Below are 18,789 nucleotides of genomic sequence, written 5' to 3'. Positions count from 1 at the left end.
GGCTGCCCGGAAAGCTCAATACTCTGAAGCAAATGCCCAATCGCGCTCGAACAGCGACGAGTTGGCGAAGGAACACTCATCAAAGGAGAACAGCATGATCCGCAAAGCGCTCTGGCTTTCGGCAACCTCGGCATTTCTGACGCTTTTCGCCGTTGGCGGCCATGCCGAGGATCGCGTCGTCAACGTCTTCAACTGGTCGGATTACATCGACAGTTCGATCATTGACGACTTCACTAAGGAGACCGGCATCAAGGTCGTCTACGACACCTTCGATTCCAATGAAATCCTCGAGACCAAGCTGCTTGCCGGCGGCAGCGGCTATGACGTCGTCGTGCCCAGCGGCAACTTCCTGGCGCGCCAGATCCAGGCCGGCGTGTTCCAGAAGCTCGACAAGTCGAAGCTGCCCAACATTTCCAACATGTGGGACACGGTTTCGGAGCGGACCGCCAAATACGATCCCGGCAATGAATACTCGATCAATTACATGTGGGGCACCGTCGGCATCGGCTACAACATCAAGAAGGTGCAGGCAGCACTCGGCACCGACAAGATCGACAGCTGGGATGTGTTCTTCAATCCCGACAGCCTGGCCAAGCTGAAGGACTGCGGCGTCTATGTGCTGGACTCGCCGGCCGACATCATCCCGGCGGCGCTCAAATACCTCGGCCTCGATCCGAACAGCACCTCACCTGACGACATCGCCAAGGCCGAGGAGACGTTACTGAAGGTGCGGCCGTATATCCGCAAATTCCATTCGTCCGAATACATCAACGCGCTCGCCAACGGCGATATTTGCCTGGCGGTCGGCTGGTCGGGTGACGTCTTCCAGGCGCGCAACCGTGCGGTCGAGGCCAAGCAAGGCGTCGAGATCGGCTATTCCGTGCCCAAGGAAGGCGCCCAGATGTGGTTCGACCAGATGGCGATTCCCGCCGATGCGCCGCATGCCGCCGAGGCACTCGAATTTCTCAACTACATGATGAAGCCGGAAGTGATCGCCAAGTCGTCCAACTATGTGCTGTACGCCAACGGCAACAAGGCTTCGCAGCAGTTCGTCGACAAGGCGCTGCTGGATGATCCGGCGGTCTATCCGGACGCCGAGACCTTGAAAAAGCTCTATACGGTCCAGCCCTACGATCCCAAGACCCAGCGCCTGATCACGCGCAGCTGGACCAAGATCGTCACCGGCCAGTAAGCAATGCGACATGGTCCCGGCAGTCATCTGCCGGGACCATTCTTCTCTGGGGCAAGAAGCAAAAAAACAGGACGGAGTGGGACATGAAATCGCTTGGCAGCATCCGCAGGGATTTCGCGCCATGGAACGACCCGAACGCCAAGCCATATATTCAATTCGAGAATGTCACCAAGAAGTTCGGTGACTTCACCGCCGTCAACAATCTGTCGCTGACCATTTTCGAGCGCGAGTTCTTCGCCCTGCTCGGCGCGTCGGGCTGCGGAAAGTCGACGTTGCTGCGGATGCTTGCCGGCTTCGAGGAGCCCACCGCCGGCCGTATCCTTCTCGACGGCCAGGACTTGCGCGGCATCCCGCCCTACCGCCGCCCGGTCAACATGATGTTCCAGTCCTATGCGCTGTTCCCGCATATGAGCGTGGAAAAGAACATTGCCTTCGGCCTCAAGCAGGAAGGCATGCCGGGACCGGATATCGAAAAGCGCGTCGCCGAGATGCTGAAGCTGGTGAAGCTAGAGCAGTTCGCCAAGCGCAAGCCGCACCAATTGTCGGGCGGCCAGCGCCAGCGCGTCGCGCTCGCCCGCTCGGTTGCCAAGCGGCCAAAAGTCTTGCTGCTCGATGAGCCGCTCGGCGCGCTCGACAAGAAGCTGCGCGAGGAAACGCAGTTCGAGCTGATGGACCTGCAGCAAAATCTCGGCCTTACCTTCGTCGTCGTCACCCACGACCAGGAAGAGGCGATGACCATGGCCGACCGCATCGCCATCATCGACAAGGGCGAGGTGATGCAGGTGGCGACGCCGGCGGAAGTCTATGAGGCGCCGAGCTCACGCTTCGTTGCCCACTTCGTCGGCAATGTGAACATGTTCGAAGGCAAGGTCGCCGAGCGTGCGGCAAACACCACGCGCATTACCGGCGCGACAGGGGCCCAGATCGTCGTCGAAAACAGCACCGATACAAAGGCCGGTTCCGACATCGTCTTCGCCATCAGGCCGGAGAAGATCAAGGTGTCGTCGAAGAAACCGGCCGACGCAGTCAATGCGCTTGAGGGCGAGGTCTACGACGTTGCCTATCTCGGCGACATGACCGTCTACCACATCCGGCTGGATGACGGGCAGATGATCAGGGCAAGCGCGCTCAACGCGGCGCGAGTCACCGAGGACCCGCTGACCTGGAACGACCGCGCCTGGGTCTCCTTCCGGCCGGATGCCGGCGTCGTGCTGACGCGGTAGGGAGCGGCCATGTCCAACATCGCCATCACCGACGCCGGTCCATCGGCCGCGGCCAAACCATTGCCGACGCGGCTCGCCAGCGGCTTCGTCAGCCGGCTCGTCATCATCGTTCCCTATCTCTGGCTGCTGTTCTTCTTTTTCATTCCGTTCATTATCGTCTTCAAGATTTCGCTGTCGCAGTCGGCGATCGCCATGCCGCCCTACACGCCGGTGCTCGATTTCAGGGATGGCATTTCCGGATTCGTTGCCCGCTTCCGCGAACTCAGCTTCGACAATTATGTCTGGCTGACGCAGGACGCGCTTTACTTCAAAGCCTATGTCACCAGCGTCATCATCGCGGCGATCTCGACGATACTGACCTTGCTCGTCGGCTTCCCGATCGCTTACGGCATGGCGCGCGCGCCGGCGACGATCCGCCCGACCTTGCTGATGCTGGTGATCCTGCCGTTCTGGACGTCGTTCCTGATCCGCGTCTACGCCTGGATCGGCATCCTCAAGCCCGAGGGGCTGCTCAATCAACTGCTGCTGTCGCTGAACATCATCGATCAGCCGCTGATCATCCTCAACACCTACACGGCGATCTTCATAGGCATCGTCTATTCCTATCTGCCATTCATGGTGCTGCCGCTCTATTCGTCGCTGGAAAAAATGGATTACTCGCTGATCGAGGCGGCAAAGGATCTCGGCTGCCCGCCGACAGCCGCCTTCTGGAAGATCACCTTTCCGCTGTCGCTGCACGGCGTCATCGCCGGCTGCCTGCTGGTGTTCATCCCGGCCGTTGGCGAGTTCGTCATTCCCGACCTGCTCGGCGGGTCGCAGACGCTGATGATCGGCAAGACCTTGTGGAATGAATTCTTCGCCAACCGTGACTGGCCGGTGTCATCTGCCGTCGCCGTTATCCTGCTGCTGCTCCTGATCGTGCCGATCATGCTCTTCCAGCAGGCTCAGGCACGCGCCCAGGAGCAAGACAAATGAACGCCACCTGGAGCCGCTTCAACGTCACCTCGGTCGTGCTGGGCTTTGCCTTTCTCTATCTGCCGATCGTGCTGCTCATCGTCTTCTCCTTCAACGAGTCGAAGCTGGTTACCGTCTGGGGCGGCTTCTCGACCAAATGGTATGTCTCACTGTTTCACAATCAGGGGCTGATGGACGCCACCTGGGTGACGGCGCGTGTGGGGGTCATCTCCGCCACGGTGGCAACGGTGCTCGGCACGCTGGCAGCGCTGACCTTGACCCGCTACACCCGCTTCAGGGGCCGCATCCTGTTTTCCGGCATGGTGTTTGCGCCGCTGGTCATGCCGGAAGTCATCACCGGCCTGTCGCTGTTGCTGCTGTTCGTTGCCGTCGGTCTCGACCGTGGCTTCCTGACCGTGACGCTTGCTCACATCACCTTGACCATGTGCTTCGTGGCTGTCGTCGTGCAGTCGCGCCTGGTGTCGTTCGATCGTTCGCTGGAAGAAGCTGCCTTGGACCTCGGCGCAACGCCGGTAAAGACCTTCTTTCAGATCACGCTGCCGGTGATCATGCCGGCCATCGTCTCCGGCTGGATGCTGGCCTTCACCTTGTCGCTTGACGATCTGGTGATAGCCTCCTTCACCTCCGGGCCTGGCGCCACCACGCTGCCGATGAAGATCTACAGCCAGGTGCGTCTCGGCGTGACGCCGGAAATCAACGCCGCCTGCACCATCCTGATCGCCGTCGTGGCGGTAGGCGTCATCATCGCTTCGGTCGCCAACAAGCGGCGTGAGGTGCAACGCCAGCTCGACGAACAGGCCGCGCAGCGCGGTTGATTGCGTCAAACGAGGGATAGGGCGGTCCCGGTAAGGGTCCGCCTATTCGCCTGAGACGCCGCGGCTGATCGGCGAGATGAACGGCGTGCTCCAGGTGCCGCCGACGAAGAATGACGACTGGTTGGATCCCTGCTGGCCATTGACCGGTGCCGCTGCCGGGTCGGCCTGGGTGACACCCCCCGAAAGCGCCAGCCCGCGTCCGCCGTAAGAGGCGATGCCGGACAGCCAGACCTTGTATTTCGCCGAATTGGCCTCGGCCTTGTCCAGCCTTGCCACACCCTTCGAGATGGTGGCCTTGAGCTCGGCGCCGTCCATCGGCAGTGTCCCGTCCGAGACGTCGTCGAGCGCGAAGAAGCCGCCCTGTTCCGTGTGCTTCAGAAATGCCGGCAAATTGAGCCCGCTCAGCGCGCCCGGCCCGAACGTCGCAGAGACCGAGCCGTCCGCGTTCTCGAAGATCGAGTCCCAGGATTTGCCCGGCCCTTTGAGAATGACCGAGACAGTGCCGGTGCTGGCCGGCACCAGCCGCGTCATTCCGGCCGCGGTGCCGAAAGCGGCGCCGTCAATGTCGGAGGCGAGCAGCCGGATCTCGACCTGCGAGCCCTCCGGTTTGCGGTCGAAACGCAGGCTACTTTGCACGTTGCCGCCAAAGGCCGACGCATCGGAGATATCGAAGACGGCAAGCCCGTTCTTCACCTGCGCCGTGGCGGCGACGTCGGCAAGCTGGATTGCGCCGGCCGAGGCATGTGCCGCTGACAGCCTCAGATCGAGATTGATCCGGTCGGCGAAGCTGGTGTCGATATCGCCGGGACCGGTCTCGCCGGTCGGCGCCAGCGGCGTGAAGGCCGAAAACAGCGACCTGAGGTCGAGCGTATCGAAGGCGAGTGTGCCTGATATCACCGGCAAGGCGTCGCCGAACGAAAAATCCAGCGCCCCCATTCCCGGGTTGTTGTCGAGCGTCACCGCGGTGTTTTCGAATTTGACGCGGCCGGCGGTCGCCGTGATCTTGCTCGAAATCGAGACCGAACCGATCGCCGTAGCAGGAGCAATGCCGGCCTGCGACCATTCCAGCACGCGCCGCAGCGAGGGCGCGGCGAATTTCGCCTGGCCATCGAAATAGGCGTTTTGCGACATGCTGGCCGTGCCGTCGAACGAGAAGCTGGCCGGCGCTGCCTTGAACGAAAATGTGACCGGTGCGGCGCCGCCGGCAAACAGCACCAGCGGCTTGGGCGAGGCGGCATCGACGGTGACGCTCTCGCCGCGCCAGATTCCGGTCGCCGACAAGGTCGCGTTGCTGTTCATCGCTGCCCAGCTCGCCTGGCCGGACAGGCTGGTCAGCAATTCGACGTCCTTGCCGCCGACGGAGGCGACCATGCGGCCGTCCCTGAATTCCACGGTGCCGAACGGATCGGCGGGCAGCTTGCTCAGATCCGGCTTCGTCGGATCGGCGGTGACCACGCCGCGCGCCGTGTCGATGGAGCGGGTGATGCGTCCGCCCGTTGGTATGGCGGGCAGGAATATGCCGTTTGCGGCGCGCTGGACCCGGATCGTCGGCCGCACCAGCCGCGCCGTCGAAAACACCACATCGCCCTGCAGCGCCGCCATGGCCGAAAGGTCGACCTCGACCCGTTCGGCCTCGATCACCGGCGGCGCGTCGGTCTCGGTCCACTGCGACAGCGTGACGTCGCTCAATATGGCGCGGAACTTCGGCCACACCTCGATGCGCGGCGAACCGGCGATGGTGACCCTGAAACCGCTCCACGCGCTCATTTCCCAGGCGATGCGATCGCGCACGATCCGGGTCGAGGCAAACAGCGGCAGAGCGGCGACGACCAGCGCGATGACGAGCACGGCAACGCCGATCGCCCATATTCCGCGCCGGATCAAAGGTGATGGCATATTGCCCCGGTTGCTTTCATTCCGATAAAAATCGCCTGACGGGTGTAACCGTCAGTTGTCACCACGCCTTCCAGTCGTCACTACGACTTAGGGCTGAGGCATTTCAAGTCTTTATGGCCCGGCGATGGCAATTGCGAACATATGGCCGAGTTTTAGCGGAACAAAATCTTGCTCTGCCGCACGGTGGTAGGCATAAGCGATGCAGCTTCAGCCTGCTACGAGGCGCGGCGTTTTTGGGACAGCGCGCCTGTAAAGCTGAGGCTAGTGCATGTCGCCCGGAGAGTGCAGCGGTTCCGGGACAACGACGTGCATCAAAACAAAAGCATATCTATCTTGCGACGCGACGGGCTTCAAGGAGGATCGATAATGGCTGCCGAAGCACCGCTCTGGACCCCGACGCAAGACCAGATCGACGCAGCACCACTGACCGCGTTCATGAAGGCAGCAGCGGCCAAAAGCGGCACATCCTTCGCCTCCTACGCCGAACTGCACCGCTGGTCGGTCGAGGATCGCGAGGGCTTCTGGAGCCTGCTGTGGGACTTTTGCGGCATTGTCGGCGACAAAGGGACCGATGCGGGCGAGCCCGTGCTCGTCGATGGCGACAAGATGCCCGGCGCATCGTTCTTTCCCGAAGCGACACTGAACTTCGCCGAGAACCTGCTGAAGAAGACCGGTTCCGGTGACGCGATCGTCTTTCGCGGCGAGGACAAGATCGAGCGGCGGCTGTCGTGGAGCGAACTGCACCAGCTGACCTCGCGCTTTCAGCAGCTTTTCCTGTCGCTCAAGGTGAAAAAGGGCGACCGCATCGCGGCGATGATGCCCAACATGCCGGAAACCGTCGCCGCCATGCTGGCGGCCGCCTCCATCGGCGCGGTCTGGTCGTCCTGTTCCCCCGATTTCGGCGAGCAGGGCGTGCTCGACCGTTTCGGCCAGATCGAGCCGGTCATATTCATTGCGCCGGACGGCTATTGGTACAATGGCAAGGCAATCGAGGTCGCCGACAAGATCGCTGCCGTTGCAGCGAAGCTCGAAACAGTAGCCAAGGTCCTGATCGTCGACTATCTCGGTACCTCGCGTGACATCGCCGCGGTCATCGATAAGGCCGTGGCGCTCGAAGAGGCGCTGTCACCCTTTGCCGCCAAAGCGGTCACGTTCGAGCGGCTGCCGTTTGCGCATCCGCTCTACATCCTGTTTTCGTCAGGTACCACCGGCGTTCCCAAATGCATCGTCCATTCGGCCGGCGGCACGCTGGTCCAGCACGTCAAGGAACACCGGCTGCATGCCGGGCTCGTCGAAGGCGACCGCTTCTTCTACTTCACCACCTGCGGCTGGATGATGTGGAACTGGCTGGTGTCGGGCCTGGCCTCGGGCGCCACGCTGCTGCTCTATGACGGCTCACCCTTCCACCCCGACGGCAATGTGCTGTTCAGCTTCGCCGATGCCGAGAAGATGACCTTTTTCGGCACCTCAGCCAAATTCATCGATTTCGTGCGCAAGGCCGGGCTCAAGCCGATCCGCAGCCATGATCTGTCGAGTGTGCGGGCTATTTCCTCCACCGGCTCACCGTTGTCGCCGGAGGATTTCCGCTTCGTCTATGACGGCATCAAGAAGGACGTACATCTCGCCTCGGTTTCCGGCGGCACCGACATCGTCTCCTGTTTCGTGCTCGGCGTACCGACGCAACCGGTCTGGACCGGCGAGATCCAGGGTCCCGGCCTCGGCCTTGCCGTCGATGTATGGGACGATGACGGCAAGCCGATCCGCGAGCAAAAGGGTGAGCTGGTCTGCACAAAAGCGTTCCCGTCGATGCCGATCGGCTTCTGGAACGATCCTGAGGGCAAGAAATACCAGGCCGCCTATTTCGAGCGCTTCGACAATGTCTGGTGCCACGGCGACTTCGCCGAATGGACCGCGCATGGCGGCATGATCATCCACGGCCGTTCCGACGCGACGCTCAATCCGGGCGGTGTGCGCATCGGCACGGCGGAGATCTACAATCAGGTCGAACAGATGCCGGAGATCCTTGAGGCGCTGTGCATCGGTCAGGATTTCGACAATGACGTCCGCGTCGTGCTGTTCGTGCGGCTGGCCGCCGGCGTGACGCTGGACGAGGATCTGGAAAAGCGCATTCGTTCCAAGATCCGCAGCGGCGCCAGCCCGCGCCACGTGCCGGCAAGGATCGTCGCCGTCAGCGACATTCCGCGCACCAAATCGGGCAAGATCACCGAGCTTGCAGTGCGCGACGTGGTGCATGGCCGCGCCATCAAGAACAAGGAAGCGTTGGCCAATCCAGAGGCGCTGGAGCTGTTCAGGAACCTGCCGCAGCTGGCTGAGTGACGCGGCCGGGATGGTTAACCAGATATGTCGGTCGAATTTACCTAGATTTCATGAGTGGTACACATTCGTAAATTTTTTGGACGGCCGGTAAGGAGTTGTTAAGGCCCGGCGTCGATAGTCGCACGTAACTTGAGGGAGAAATCCCGTTCCTCGTCCCCTGAGGATCAGATTCGCTCAAGCCCCCGTTGTGACAGCAAATCCCATTTAAGGCGTCCTGTTGGACGCCTTTTCTTTGTCCGGGATTCTCGCCCGGAAATCGCCGGCCTATTCGGCCAGCACCCGCGTCGACGGGAAGGCGACCTCGACCAGCGTCCCTTCGCCCGGCGTCGAGGTGATGGTGAAGCGGGCGCGGTTGGCTTCCACCATCGCCTTGGTCAGCGGCAGGCCGAGACCGGTGCCGTCGCCACGCCCGCGCTTCAGCGCATTGATCTGCTTGAACGGCTTCAGCGCCTGCTCGATCTCGGCATGGCTCATGCCAATGCCGGTATCGCGCACCCGCATGACAACGTCGCCGGAGGTTTCATAGGCGGTCGACACGATCACCTGTCCGCCGGCTTGCGTATAGCGAATGGCATTGGACAGGATGTTGAGCGCGATCTGGCGCACGCTTCTGAGGTCGGCGACGACTTCCGGCAGTCGCGAGGCGAAGCTGGAGCGGATGATGACACGCTCGCGGTTGGCCTGCGGCTGCATCATCGCCACCGTCTCGGCCAGCGTATCGTTGAGCGACACCGCCTCGTAGTCCATTTCCTGCTGGCCGGCCTCGATCTTCGAAATGTCGAGGAGGTCATTGACGAGATCGAGCACATGGTTGCCCGAGCGGTTGATGTCTCTGAGATAGTCGCGGTAGCGGTCATTGGCTACCGGGCCGAACTTCTCGTCCACCATCAGCTCGGAAAAGCCGATAATGGCGTTGAGCGGCGTGCGGATCTCGTGGCTGATGCGGGCGAGGAAATCGGTCTTCTGCGAGGAGGCGCGCTCGGCCACCGCGCGCGCCTGGGTCAGATCCTCTTCGGCCCGCTTCCACTGCGTGATGTCGCGCACCACGGCGCAGAAGCCGCTGTCATTGGGCAGCCTGCCGATGGTCATGAACAGCGGGATGAAGCGCCCTTGCGCCTCGCGCCCGATCACCTCGCGGCCATCGTTCATCACACTCGCCACGCCGGGCTCGGACAGGCCGTTCAGATAGTCGCGCGCCGCGCGCTGGCTTTCGATGGCAAACAGCGAGGCGAACGGTTTACCGGTGACGTCGTCGCTGTCGAAGCCGAACAGCGCCTCGGCCGGCCGGCTGATCGAGCGGATGTCGCCGTCGCGGCCGATCAACACCACACCATCGGTCGCGGTGTCGATGATGGTGCGCATCTCGGCAATGCGCGCTTTGAGTTCGGAGACATCGGGCTGCGTCTGCTCCTCGGCTGCGAGATGCGCAACCATCGGCGGCTCGTTATCGCCGGTACGTCGCACCACCAGCATCAGCGCCTTGCCGGCGCGCCACGGCACCGAACGCAAAATGGCTTCGATCGGAAATTCCTGGCCCTCGCGCGTCTTCAGTTTGAGTGTGTGGTCGCTTTCGCCGGCCATTTCTGAATAGGGATCGGCAAACAGCGCGTCGAGCCCGCCGGCGTCGCTCAGGTCCTCAAGCGTGTCATAGCCGGTCAGGCCGAGGAATTCCTCATTGGCGTAATGAAGCTCGTCGCCCGAATGGATGAGCAGCGGCACCGGCAGCTTGCCGAGGATCGACGTGTCAGGGGCCTTGTGTTCATCTCCGGCCGAGAATGCCGAAGGCATGAACCCCTCAAGCTTGAGCGGCGGCACTTTCAGGCGCTGTGGTTCTGCCGGCACTGTGTCCGCATCGCCGGCCTTGTCCCCGTCTTCCACGGCGGAATCGGTCGCCTCGTCGGACGGCGCCCAATCCTCATTGTCCTCGGCATCGCGGAAGTCGGCCGACGTCATGCTGTCGTCTTCACCGGCATTGGCCGGCGTCTCGGCAACAACCGGCTGTGGCTCTGCGGCCTCGACGATCTCTTGGGCTTGCGTATCATCCGGTTCGGAAGCCGGCGCAAGTTCGTCGTTGGACGACGTTGCTTCCGTACTGTCTTCGGTGACGGAGCCTGGTTCGGGATCGGCATAGTCGAGCAGGGAGCGCGACACTGTCGGCGCCTTCGCCTCGCCTGCTTCGCTGTCCGCAAGGCCGTCGTCCGGCTGCTCGCCGTCAAGCCGCGTCAGGTCCTTTTCGTCCTCGGCATCGCTTTCCGGCGGTTCGGCCTCAGCCGTTTCGCTTTCGGGTGCGGCTGCCGATGGTTCAGCCACGGCAGCCGGGCCGGCTTCGTCCGGACTCGAGACCTCGGCGGGTTGTCGGGCTGGCGCGGCTGTTTCAGGCTGGTCCGCCTCGACATGATCCGGCTTGGGCTCATCTGCCTTGGCCTGGTCTGGCGTTACCTGATCCGGATTGGCCGGTTCGGCCTGCTTGGCAGTCTCCGGCTGCTCCGGCGGGGGATTGTCCTTCTTCAGCCGCTCGCCGATTTCGCGGAAAGCGCTGCGCTCCAGCGTCGACAGGCCCCTCTCGCTTGTCGGCTGCTTGTCGTTGGCGGGCTGCCGATGCTCGGCCAGCCGGATGACCTTGTCGGCAAAACGACGTTCCTGCTTCGGCACGATGGTCAGTGCCGGCACTTCGCCCTCGAACGGATCGGCCGCCTTGGGAGCTTCCGCCACGGGCTGTTCCGGGGCCGGCTCGGCTGCTGCCGCTGGCGCGCCATTGGGGACCAGCGCCATGCCGATTGCTTCCGGATCGACCACCGCATCGCCGGCGCGGGCGACGCCGAAACCACGAAAACCTTCGAAGGCGCGGCTGCGGCCATAGACAGGCAGTGCTGCCAGATCGACCGGTATCTTCAGGTCGGAGCCGGCAACCGGCCACAGTACCGAGCGGCCCGACCAGGTGTCGCGCCGTTCAAGCAGGCCCGCGATCTCGCCCGAGGCGTCGAGGCCGAAAATTGTCGCGACGTCCTTGAAGCGGCGGCCGATCACGTCGGCGGCGGCTTTGCCGACAATGTCGCCGAATTCCGGCGACAGCGCGCTGAACTTGCCCTCGGCGTCGGTGCGCCAGACGAAGCGCAGCGGCGGCGCCGAGCGGTCGACCTCACGTTTGGCGGGAGGCGCAGCCGGTGGGGCTGCGTCGGACGGCAGGGCGGGCGCAGCGGCACTGCTGTCCAACTGCGCACTCTCGGCCGGGGAAACAGAGTCCGGCTCGGCCTGCGCCGGGCTGTCCGGCTCGCCCGCCTGCGGCTCTTCGCCGGCATGGAAGTACCAATGATCATGTTGCGCCGGCGCGCTGTCATTCGCCGCCTGCTCGCGGCCGGTCGTCTGCTCGCGATGGTCCGCCTTTGTATCGGTTGACGCCGAAGCATCATGCTCGGTGGCAGCCGGACCTGTCTCCCCGACATCAGGCGCGGCCGCGAGTGGGGCGCCCTGATTCCCGCTTGCGGTGGGGTGGTCAGCCACCGCATCCACCGTTACCGCGTTCTCCGCGGCGGCTTGCGCCGGGCCATCGTCGACCTGCGCTGCAGCAGGTTCGGGATCCAGCTCGCCGACAGGATTTTCCTCACCGAGCTGATCCTCGTCGATGACCACCAGCAGATGCCTGGACTCGGTCAGGCGCGCGAAGCCGGCCGGATAGGACGTGGCGCCGCCGGGGACCAGCCGCTTGACGATGCGGTCGTCCTGGCTCGCCACGTCGGCGACAAGCGCGGCCAGCGTCTCAGGCCGGATGGCGAGCGCGCCAAAGCCATCCGAAGCCGCCTCGACAGTGCCGGCGGCGTCGACAAAGGCGATGAAATGGCCGTCTTCGGTAAAGCCGCTGATGGCGCGGGTCCCAATGTCGGCAGCACTGCGCGAGCCGGCCTGCGCTGCCGGCACCACCAGCATGATGGCGCTTTCGCCGTCCGGCATAGTCACCGCACTGGCCAGGAAGCCGACGGCGCGGCTGGTGATGCCGGTCGCCAGCCGTACCGTAATGGCGCGGTCGCTGCCGATCTGCGGGAAGCCCGCGGTCGCCATGATCTGGCGCCTGGCGATCAGCGGCAGCTGAGCCGAGGCGCCGATGATGGCCTCGATATCGGGATAGCCGAACACCGCAGCGCCCGGGCCGTTGGCCCAGATCACCTGTTCGAGGTCGGCCGACAGAATCGCGATCGCGTCGCCGGCGGCGAAGCGCTGGCGAACCGCATCAAGCACGGCGACATCGAGGAAAGAGTAGTTCTCGGAAGGCATGCGCTTGGCGGACCCTTTCGGTGAAACCTCTTGGCGAACCCCTCTTGGCGAACCTACAAGGCGGGCAATTTGCAGTTAACGCTTTGTTAATAAAAGCCCGCGCGGCGAAGGTCCACAAGCCATGGCGGGAAGCAGGTGGAATCTCTGGCCACTTGGTTAACAGCTCTCGGAATGTCCCTGGATAACCTCTTGGGTGACGCATGGGAAGAAATTTATGGTGCACTGCAACAAAGATATTGCATCGCACAAAAAAACCGCTATATTGCCATCATACATGAACGAGACGGCTTTTTGTCAAAGCCGCTACCCCGAAAGGATGGAAAATGACCAAGGCCAAGACCGCTGAGACCATCGAAAACGTCGAATTCCCGAGCTTCGACGCTTCCAAGGCAACCGACCAGATCCGCGCTTTCGCCGAAAAGGGGGTCGAGCAGTCGAAGGAAGCCTACTCCAAGCTGAAGACCGGCGCCGAAGAGACCCAGAAAGTCCTGGAATCGACCTTCGAGACTGCCAAGACCGTTTCCAGCGACCTGTCGCTCAAGACCATCGCCGCTCTGCGCGCCAATGCCGAAGCCGGCTTCTCGCATCTCGAGGCCCTCATCGGCGCCAAGTCGCTGTCGGAAGTGGTCGAACTGCAGACCGCCTTCCTGCGCAAGCGCGTCGAGACCACCGTCGAGCAGGCCAAGGACTTCCAGGCTGTTGCTTCGAAGGCTGCCGAAGACGTCTCCAAGCCGGTCAAGACCGCTTTCGAGAAGGCCCTGAAGGACATCAAGGCCGCCTAATAATTGCGCACAACTCTGCGATGCATCAAAACGTCGCATTTCGTCAGACAAATAGGTGTGCGATAGAGTTGTCCAAATGAATACCCGGCGAGTGGAACCTCCTCCCTCTGCTCTCCGGGGTGACCAGCCAGCACCTCCTCCCGCTGGCTCGTAACAGGAAAAGGCCGGCACCTCCTCCCGCCGGCCTTTTTCTTTTGCCGAAGAAAACCGGCGCCTGTTGGCAGAACCGGCTTTGCCTTATCAAAGGCCTTGAATTAGTCTCTGATAGACCGTATTGGACGCATCGCCGAACGACAGAGCGGATCTCGGAGAATGAATTTTCACCACGATCTGGCTCAGGCGAACGTGCCGTTGTAGCTCAGATGGTTAGAGCGCCGGATTGTGGATCCGGAGGTCGCTGGTTCGATCCCAGCCAACGGTACCATCGAATTTCCCGCTAAAGTCTTGATTGCCGATCCCGACGATCCACGAGAGATCAAGACCTGTATGGCCCTGTCGGCAGGGCAGGAAGACCCTGACTGCGCACACACACCGCGGTGCGGATACCCGCGCCGCAGCTTAGGTTTCATTTTACTCCAGCGGTTCGTCGGTCGGCCGAGGCGTCGTGCCTGCCTGACGAGGACGGCCGGCATTGCGATTTGCAACGCGGCTGTCGAGCGGCGATCTGGACGCTTGCTGGGCGCCAGCGGTCTTGGGTGCCGTCGGCTTGGCGCCGGAATCGCTGTCTTCAGCATCGCGACGGGGATGTGGCAGGCCGGCGGCCTCGGGCGATCTGACCGAAGGTGTGGCGGCCGGGTTTGTCGATACGGGTTTGTCCTTGGCCATTTTCAACTCTCGCCTTTTCAGCATGCAGACGGCCGGACAACAAAGTCGGGCCACTGGGGCAGAACGGTCAGCCGTGCGGGCGCATCACGACTTTGATGCAGCCGTCCTCCTTGTCGCGGAAGGTTTTTGTAAAGCTCGGGCCCGGCCTCGAGGCCAGCCCGATGGGTGATCACGAATGACGGGTCGATATCGCCGTTCTAAACTTTCTGCAGCGATGTCGCGTTCATCCCGGATCGTCGGATCGGCCACCTGTTCACAGCGTATCTCGCCTTTGCCGTGCCATGTGAGGGCCTGCATGTGCTGTTCCTTGAGGACAAGCTCTATGAGCCGAACTTGGCTTGATGTGAAATGTTCCCGCTTCGAACGAGCATCCGGCCTCAACCCTTGGCGGCCGAGCCGGGTTCGGCCATGCCGCAATGCTGCTCGGCCAGGGTGCCGGCCGGCGTGCCATGCGCCGCTGCAACCTGCAGCTTGTTTTTCCAGCCGCTGATCGCCTGTTGCCACGACCGCATCCCTGATCGCTTCGCAGGGCAGAGGTTTGGCGCAAGCGCAGGATCTGCTATCGCGCCAGCATCGCGGCGACAACGAACACGACGGCGGCAACGACGACAAGCGCGACAATGGCCAGCACCGGGCCGTTTTTACTCGGGGCCGGAGCGCGCTCGTCGTCCGGCCGCCGCATTGCATTGGCGAAGCTTGCTTGATTAGCGAAAGCCGGCGTGCCCGTCGTTGCGGGAACCGGCACGGCGCCGGTGTCTGCCGCTTCGGCATCGGTTTCCATAGGCGCCGCCGCCGGGTCGAATCCCGGCGTCTTGTCCTCTGTCACCCCAGACTGAATATCGCCTCTGTCTTCGGCCGGGTTACGTTCGACGTTCATGATTATGCTCCTGCCGCTGGCCCGGGCTTCCCAACCGCGAGCGGATCAGGATGTTCCATTGGGCGGAATCGCCGACAAAGAGGAGCAAATTTCAGATAGCCTTCAAACAGATGTCCCTGGTGGCAACGCGGGCCTTGCAACCGGTCAGCACCGGATTGGTGGTCTCGTTGTAGTCGGCCATGGTCGGCAACCCGGCAGATTCGGCAAAGTTCCAGTCTGGCTCGCAATGCCCGCTTACGCACACCGCCGCTCGTTAACCTTGAGCTGGCTCGTTCCAGCCACTCCAACCCAAATTGCCAGTCCGGCTCCCGGCGGCGCGCTGTTTGGATTCCGTGGGAACATCAACAGCGCCAGCGAGTTCGGTATGTGCAGCAAGTTCCCTGTTCGCCGCATGGCCGACTGCCGGAGCCCTTGACTGCCCGCGTCTTCGCTCCTGGAGCGCGGGCCACTCCTCTTAGCCCAAGGTTGCGATCATGAGCAGAAACATTCCGGAAAAGCGGGCCAGGCAGGGTGGCTTGGGGCGACCGGTCCTTGGCGTGCTCTTGGCAGGCCTTGTCTTGGCGCTCGTTGCCTGGGGGATCGCTGAAATCTATGGCGAGCAGGCTAAGACACCGGCGACGCAACAAAACAGCCGGGTTCCATCGCCAGATACTTACAGCCCAAATCCTGGCCAAACGGACCCTGCAAACTCCAAGGCCGATGATGTGAATGGCGAACCGGTGGACCGAAATCCCAAGCTCGACAAGGATCCCACGCCGCGATCAAGCACTGGCGGGGATCAGCCAGGAACGCCGCCAACTCAACCTGCTTCGCCATAGCGTTCGGACCTGTTGATGAAAACAATCCAACAGCAGATGCGGAAATTTGGAGCGGCGATTTCAGCCAAGTTCAGGTGCCCGGGTCTGTCAATAATCGCCGACGCTCTCTGATAGCTGAAAGTCACGAAAACCTCCGCTGATTCTTACCGCTTGCTGGATGGCACTGGCGGCTCCAGACCGACTGCGCGCTGTGTCACGCCGGCAGAGCTTTGCACCTCTGGGCGCTTTTGAACTTGCAAGTCGATGGAATCGGGCAAGCTGGGTGTAGATGATGCAGTCGTCATCTTATCGAGGTCCGGCAGCAACACCATCTTTGCGTAGCGTGGAGGAACCAGATGGCCTCCGAAAACAGCGAATATCCCGCACACGAATAAAGCGAGAAGCAGGGCCGTAAGCACATCTGTGAAAATCTCGACAAATCTCATGTGCTCGCTCCGCGCGTAAGGATCCCGCCGCGCTCTCGACAGTAAGAGCGGCGGGATCCTCAACCGGCGATGAAGGGACTTTGATCGACGGTCTTCTCCTAATGTGGCTTCCGGTTGCGTGTTCCCTGGTTCGGACCTTATCCACCGACTATGGGACTAAGGTCCGGAACCTAAATGGAACCAATGGGGAAGAGCGGAATCCATGTGCCTTTAAGAGGCTTCAACCTGAGGGCACGACGGCTGATCGTCAGCCTCCCGCCAGAGACAGTCCACGGGCGCGCTCGCGCAGCAACGCAAGCAGTTCGTCGCGCCGTGGCTCCGGCGTGTCGACGGGTAACACCAAACACAAGGTCCTTTTGATGGCGCCGTGGCCGTCACGGATGGGCGCCGCCATGCACCAGGTGAAACGGTCGGCCAAGGCTGTGGTCTCGCTGAAACCCTGCCGGTGGGCCAAGGCAACATCGGCAAAGAATTCGGCTGGTGCAATGATGCGGCCGTCGGGAAGCTTGTAGTCGCCAGATGGGATGAAATCCCTCAACTCTTGCTCGCTCATATGGCCGAGGAGCAGCCGTCCGGATGCCGTCCATGGGATCGGCACCTCAACCCCAACATCGCTTGAGATCCGGAACGGGCCTGGGGAATCTCGGCAGTCAAGAACGACGTATTTGTTGCCACGCAGGCCGCATAGCTGGACCGTCTCGCCTGTCTCGGCGGCCAACTTATCCAAGGTCTCGATGATGCGACGGTAATGGGCATTGTGATGTGAGTAGGCCCAGCCGAACAGATGCATGGCGCGTCCGAAATAGACGTAACCTTCACCGCCGACGTTTTCGAGCATTTCGGCGTCGAGCAGGCTGTTGACGATCTCGTAGGTGGTCGAACGCGGCGCGCCGATCATTTTGGCGATGTCGCCGACGCGCATTGGCGCGCGGTGCCGCAGCAACGCCTCGAGCAGCATGATGACGCGGTCAATGCCGCGTCGTCGTTCGCCGTTGCGCGGCTCCGCGCCGGCTTCCTTCCCGATCGCATCGTTAGTGCCGTCGCTCATGACCATCCGCCAAAATCATTTCGTTCTCGTCTCAAGGCGCTTGAAAGATGTCAAGGCTCGGTCTAGCATCCAATTTGTCCGATATACAGACACATTGTCTGAAATACCAGACAAACTAACGAGCCTGACGCAGACAAATCCCGAGGCGACACACGGTTTCCAAGACCCGGCGATCGACGGGTTTCCTCGCCCTTGTTCTGCACGTCGAGGCCACAACCTCTGAAGGGAACAGTCATCATGAAATCACCGTTTTTCGCATCCGCCAGCGCGCTTTGCCTCGGTCTCGTGCTGAGCTTTGGCGTCGCCTCGCAGGCCAATGCCGCCGCCAACTGCATCAAGGGCGACCGCAAGGCGCCGTACACGATCGGCTGGGCCAACATCTATTCCGTGCCGACCTGGATGAAGCAGACCCAAGGCACGATCGAAGCCGAAGTCGAGACCCTGAAGAGGCAGGGACTGGTCGACAAGCTCGTCGTCACCGACGCTCAGGGCGATGCCAACGTCCAGATCCAGCAGATTCAGTCGATGATCGATTCCGATGTCGACGCCATCATCCTGATCGCCGGTTCGTCGACCGCACCGGCACGCGTTCTGGCCGACGCCTGCGCCAAGGGCATCGCCATCATCAACTTCGACAGCCTCGTCGACACCGACAAGGTCACCGCCAAGGTCAACACCGATTCTTCGCAATGGGGCGACCAGGCCGCCAAGTTCCTGATCGACGCCATCGGCGGCAAGGGCAAGATCCTGATCCTCAATGGCCCCGCCGGGGTTTCGGTCAGCGATGACAGGCGCAAAGGCGCCGACGCTGAGCTCAAGGCCCATCCCGACGTGACGGTGCTTGCCGAGACCAACACGCCCTACAACGTCGCGCCGGCACAGGAAGCCGTCACCAGCCTCCTCTTCGCCAACCCCGAGATCGACGGCATCCTGTCGCTCGGCGGCGCTCTGTCGGCAGGCGCCGTGCTGGCCCTCGACAAGCAGGGCCGTGAACAGGTGCCGATCACCGGTGAGAACGCCCGGCAGTTTTTGGAACTCTGGAAAGAAAAGGGCTTGAAGAGCTGGGCGACGATGCAGCCGAACTGGCTCGGCGCCTTCGCCACCTACACTGCCGTCCAGGCGCTGGAAGGCAAGGATGTGCCGGCTTTCGTCAAGATTCCGCTGCCGGTAATCGACAATTCCAACATCGACGAATACCTCGCCCGGGCCAAGGACTTCCCGGCTGACGGCTACATCTTTTCTCCTTACGATGAGGAGCTGTTCAAGAAGCTGCTGGCTCAGAAATAAGCCTGAAGGGTTGTAGCGTT

General features: G+C 62.1%; 14 protein-coding genes, 1 tRNA gene and 2 pseudogenes. 9 read left to right on the top strand and 8 right to left on the bottom strand.

Translation table 11 applies throughout. The features are described 5' to 3' along the window. The first annotated feature begins 94 nt into the window (after positions 1–94). From X733_RS152280 to X733_RS152295, 4 genes are all read left to right on the top strand, one after another. Positions 95–1,192 (top strand): polyamine ABC transporter substrate-binding protein, encoded by a 1,098-nt coding sequence (locus X733_RS152280; RefSeq protein WP_023669323.1) that lies wholly within the window; start codon positions 95–97, stop codon positions 1,190–1,192. Between the two features lie 83 nt (positions 1,193–1,275). After that, a complete protein-coding gene (locus X733_RS152285) occupies positions 1,276–2,415 on the top strand; it encodes an ABC transporter ATP-binding protein (protein ID WP_023681871.1) in 1,140 nt (379 codons plus the stop codon). 9 nt (positions 2,416–2,424) lie between these two features. Then, entirely contained in the window at positions 2,425–3,390 is a 966-nt protein-coding gene (locus X733_RS152290; protein ID WP_023818675.1) for an ABC transporter permease subunit, read from the top strand. Next, the gene (locus X733_RS152295) at positions 3,387–4,205 is read left to right on the top strand and encodes an ABC transporter permease subunit (protein ID WP_023681869.1); all 819 of its coding nucleotides are present in this window, start codon (positions 3,387–3,389) and stop codon (positions 4,203–4,205) included. Before X733_RS152290 ends, X733_RS152295 begins: the two co-directional genes overlap by 4 nt. A 42-nt stretch (positions 4,206–4,247) precedes the next feature. Here the strand turns inward: X733_RS152295 and X733_RS152300 are convergent, their stop codons facing one another. Further along, positions 4,248–6,101 (bottom strand): AsmA family protein, encoded by a 1,854-nt coding sequence (locus X733_RS152300; protein WP_023818674.1) that lies wholly within the window; start codon positions 6,099–6,101, stop codon positions 4,248–4,250. Between the two features lie 366 nt (positions 6,102–6,467). On the opposite strand from X733_RS152300, the gene X733_RS152305 reads away from it, so the two are divergent. After that, positions 6,468–8,438: an acetoacetate--CoA ligase gene (locus X733_RS152305; protein WP_023818673.1), complete on the top strand. Its 1,971-nt coding sequence runs from the start codon at positions 6,468–6,470 to the stop codon at positions 8,436–8,438. A gap of 264 nt (positions 8,439–8,702) precedes the next feature. Here the strand turns inward: X733_RS152305 and X733_RS152310 are convergent, their stop codons facing one another. After that, positions 8,703–12,707: a PAS domain S-box protein gene (locus tag X733_RS152310; RefSeq protein WP_023818672.1), complete on the bottom strand. Its 4,005-nt coding sequence runs from the start codon at positions 12,705–12,707 to the stop codon at positions 8,703–8,705. Positions 12,708–13,030: 323 nt separating this feature from the next. On the opposite strand from X733_RS152310, the gene X733_RS152315 reads away from it, so the two are divergent. Both X733_RS152315 and X733_RS152320 read left to right on the top strand, forming a co-directional pair. Next, a complete protein-coding gene (locus tag X733_RS152315; RefSeq protein ID WP_023669330.1) occupies positions 13,031–13,489 on the top strand; it encodes a phasin in 459 nt (152 codons plus the stop codon). Positions 13,490–13,836: 347 nt separating this feature from the next. Continuing rightward, a tRNA-His gene (locus tag X733_RS152320) sits at positions 13,837–13,913 on the top strand. 146 nt (positions 13,914–14,059) lie between these two features. Here the strand turns inward: X733_RS152320 and X733_RS152325 are convergent. The 4 genes and pseudogenes from X733_RS152325 to X733_RS152330 form a co-directional block, all read right to left on the bottom strand. Continuing rightward, the gene (locus tag X733_RS152325; RefSeq protein ID WP_023823649.1) at positions 14,060–14,314 is read right to left on the bottom strand and encodes a hypothetical protein; all 255 of its coding nucleotides are present in this window, start codon (positions 14,312–14,314) and stop codon (positions 14,060–14,062) included. Positions 14,315–14,381: 67 nt separating this feature from the next. Next, a pseudogene (locus X733_RS1000000169535) lies at positions 14,382–14,526 on the bottom strand (glutathione-dependent formaldehyde dehydrogenase); the annotation flags it as partial. A gap of 165 nt (positions 14,527–14,691) precedes the next feature. Then, positions 14,692–14,805, bottom strand: a pseudogene (locus X733_RS1000000169525) (oxidoreductase); the annotation flags it as partial. 68 nt (positions 14,806–14,873) lie between these two features. Next, complete coding sequence (locus X733_RS152330) at positions 14,874–15,191, bottom strand: hypothetical protein (RefSeq protein ID WP_023818670.1); 318 nt, start codon at positions 15,189–15,191, stop codon at positions 14,874–14,876. 473 nt (positions 15,192–15,664) lie between these two features. Here X733_RS152330 and X733_RS1000000170490 point away from each other — a divergent pair, with 473 nt between their 5' ends. Then, the gene (locus X733_RS1000000170490) at positions 15,665–16,009 is read left to right on the top strand and encodes a hypothetical protein (protein WP_081726829.1); all 345 of its coding nucleotides are present in this window, start codon (positions 15,665–15,667) and stop codon (positions 16,007–16,009) included. A gap of 143 nt (positions 16,010–16,152) precedes the next feature. Here the strand turns inward: X733_RS1000000170490 and X733_RS152335 are convergent, their stop codons facing one another. Together X733_RS152335 and X733_RS152340 are read right to left on the bottom strand one after the other, a co-directional pair. Beyond that, positions 16,153–16,434 (bottom strand): hypothetical protein, encoded by a 282-nt coding sequence (locus tag X733_RS152335; protein ID WP_031193250.1) that lies wholly within the window; start codon positions 16,432–16,434, stop codon positions 16,153–16,155. Positions 16,435–16,681: 247 nt separating this feature from the next. Then, positions 16,682–17,482 carry an IclR family transcriptional regulator gene (locus X733_RS152340; protein WP_023818668.1) on the bottom strand — a complete coding sequence of 267 codons (801 nt, stop codon included), beginning with the start codon at positions 17,480–17,482 and terminating at the stop codon, positions 16,682–16,684. A 237-nt stretch (positions 17,483–17,719) separates the two neighbouring features. On the opposite strand from X733_RS152340, the gene X733_RS152345 reads away from it, so the two are divergent. Then, positions 17,720–18,769: an ABC transporter substrate-binding protein gene (locus X733_RS152345; protein ID WP_031193248.1), complete on the top strand. Its 1,050-nt coding sequence runs from the start codon at positions 17,720–17,722 to the stop codon at positions 18,767–18,769. The last annotated feature ends 20 nt before the right edge of the window (positions 18,770–18,789 follow it).

The sequence above is a fragment of the Mesorhizobium sp. L2C066B000 genome (assembly GCF_000502335.1).
GTDB lineage: Bacteria > Pseudomonadota > Alphaproteobacteria > Rhizobiales > Rhizobiaceae > Mesorhizobium.
This window is presented reverse-complemented; position numbering and strand designations above follow the sequence as displayed.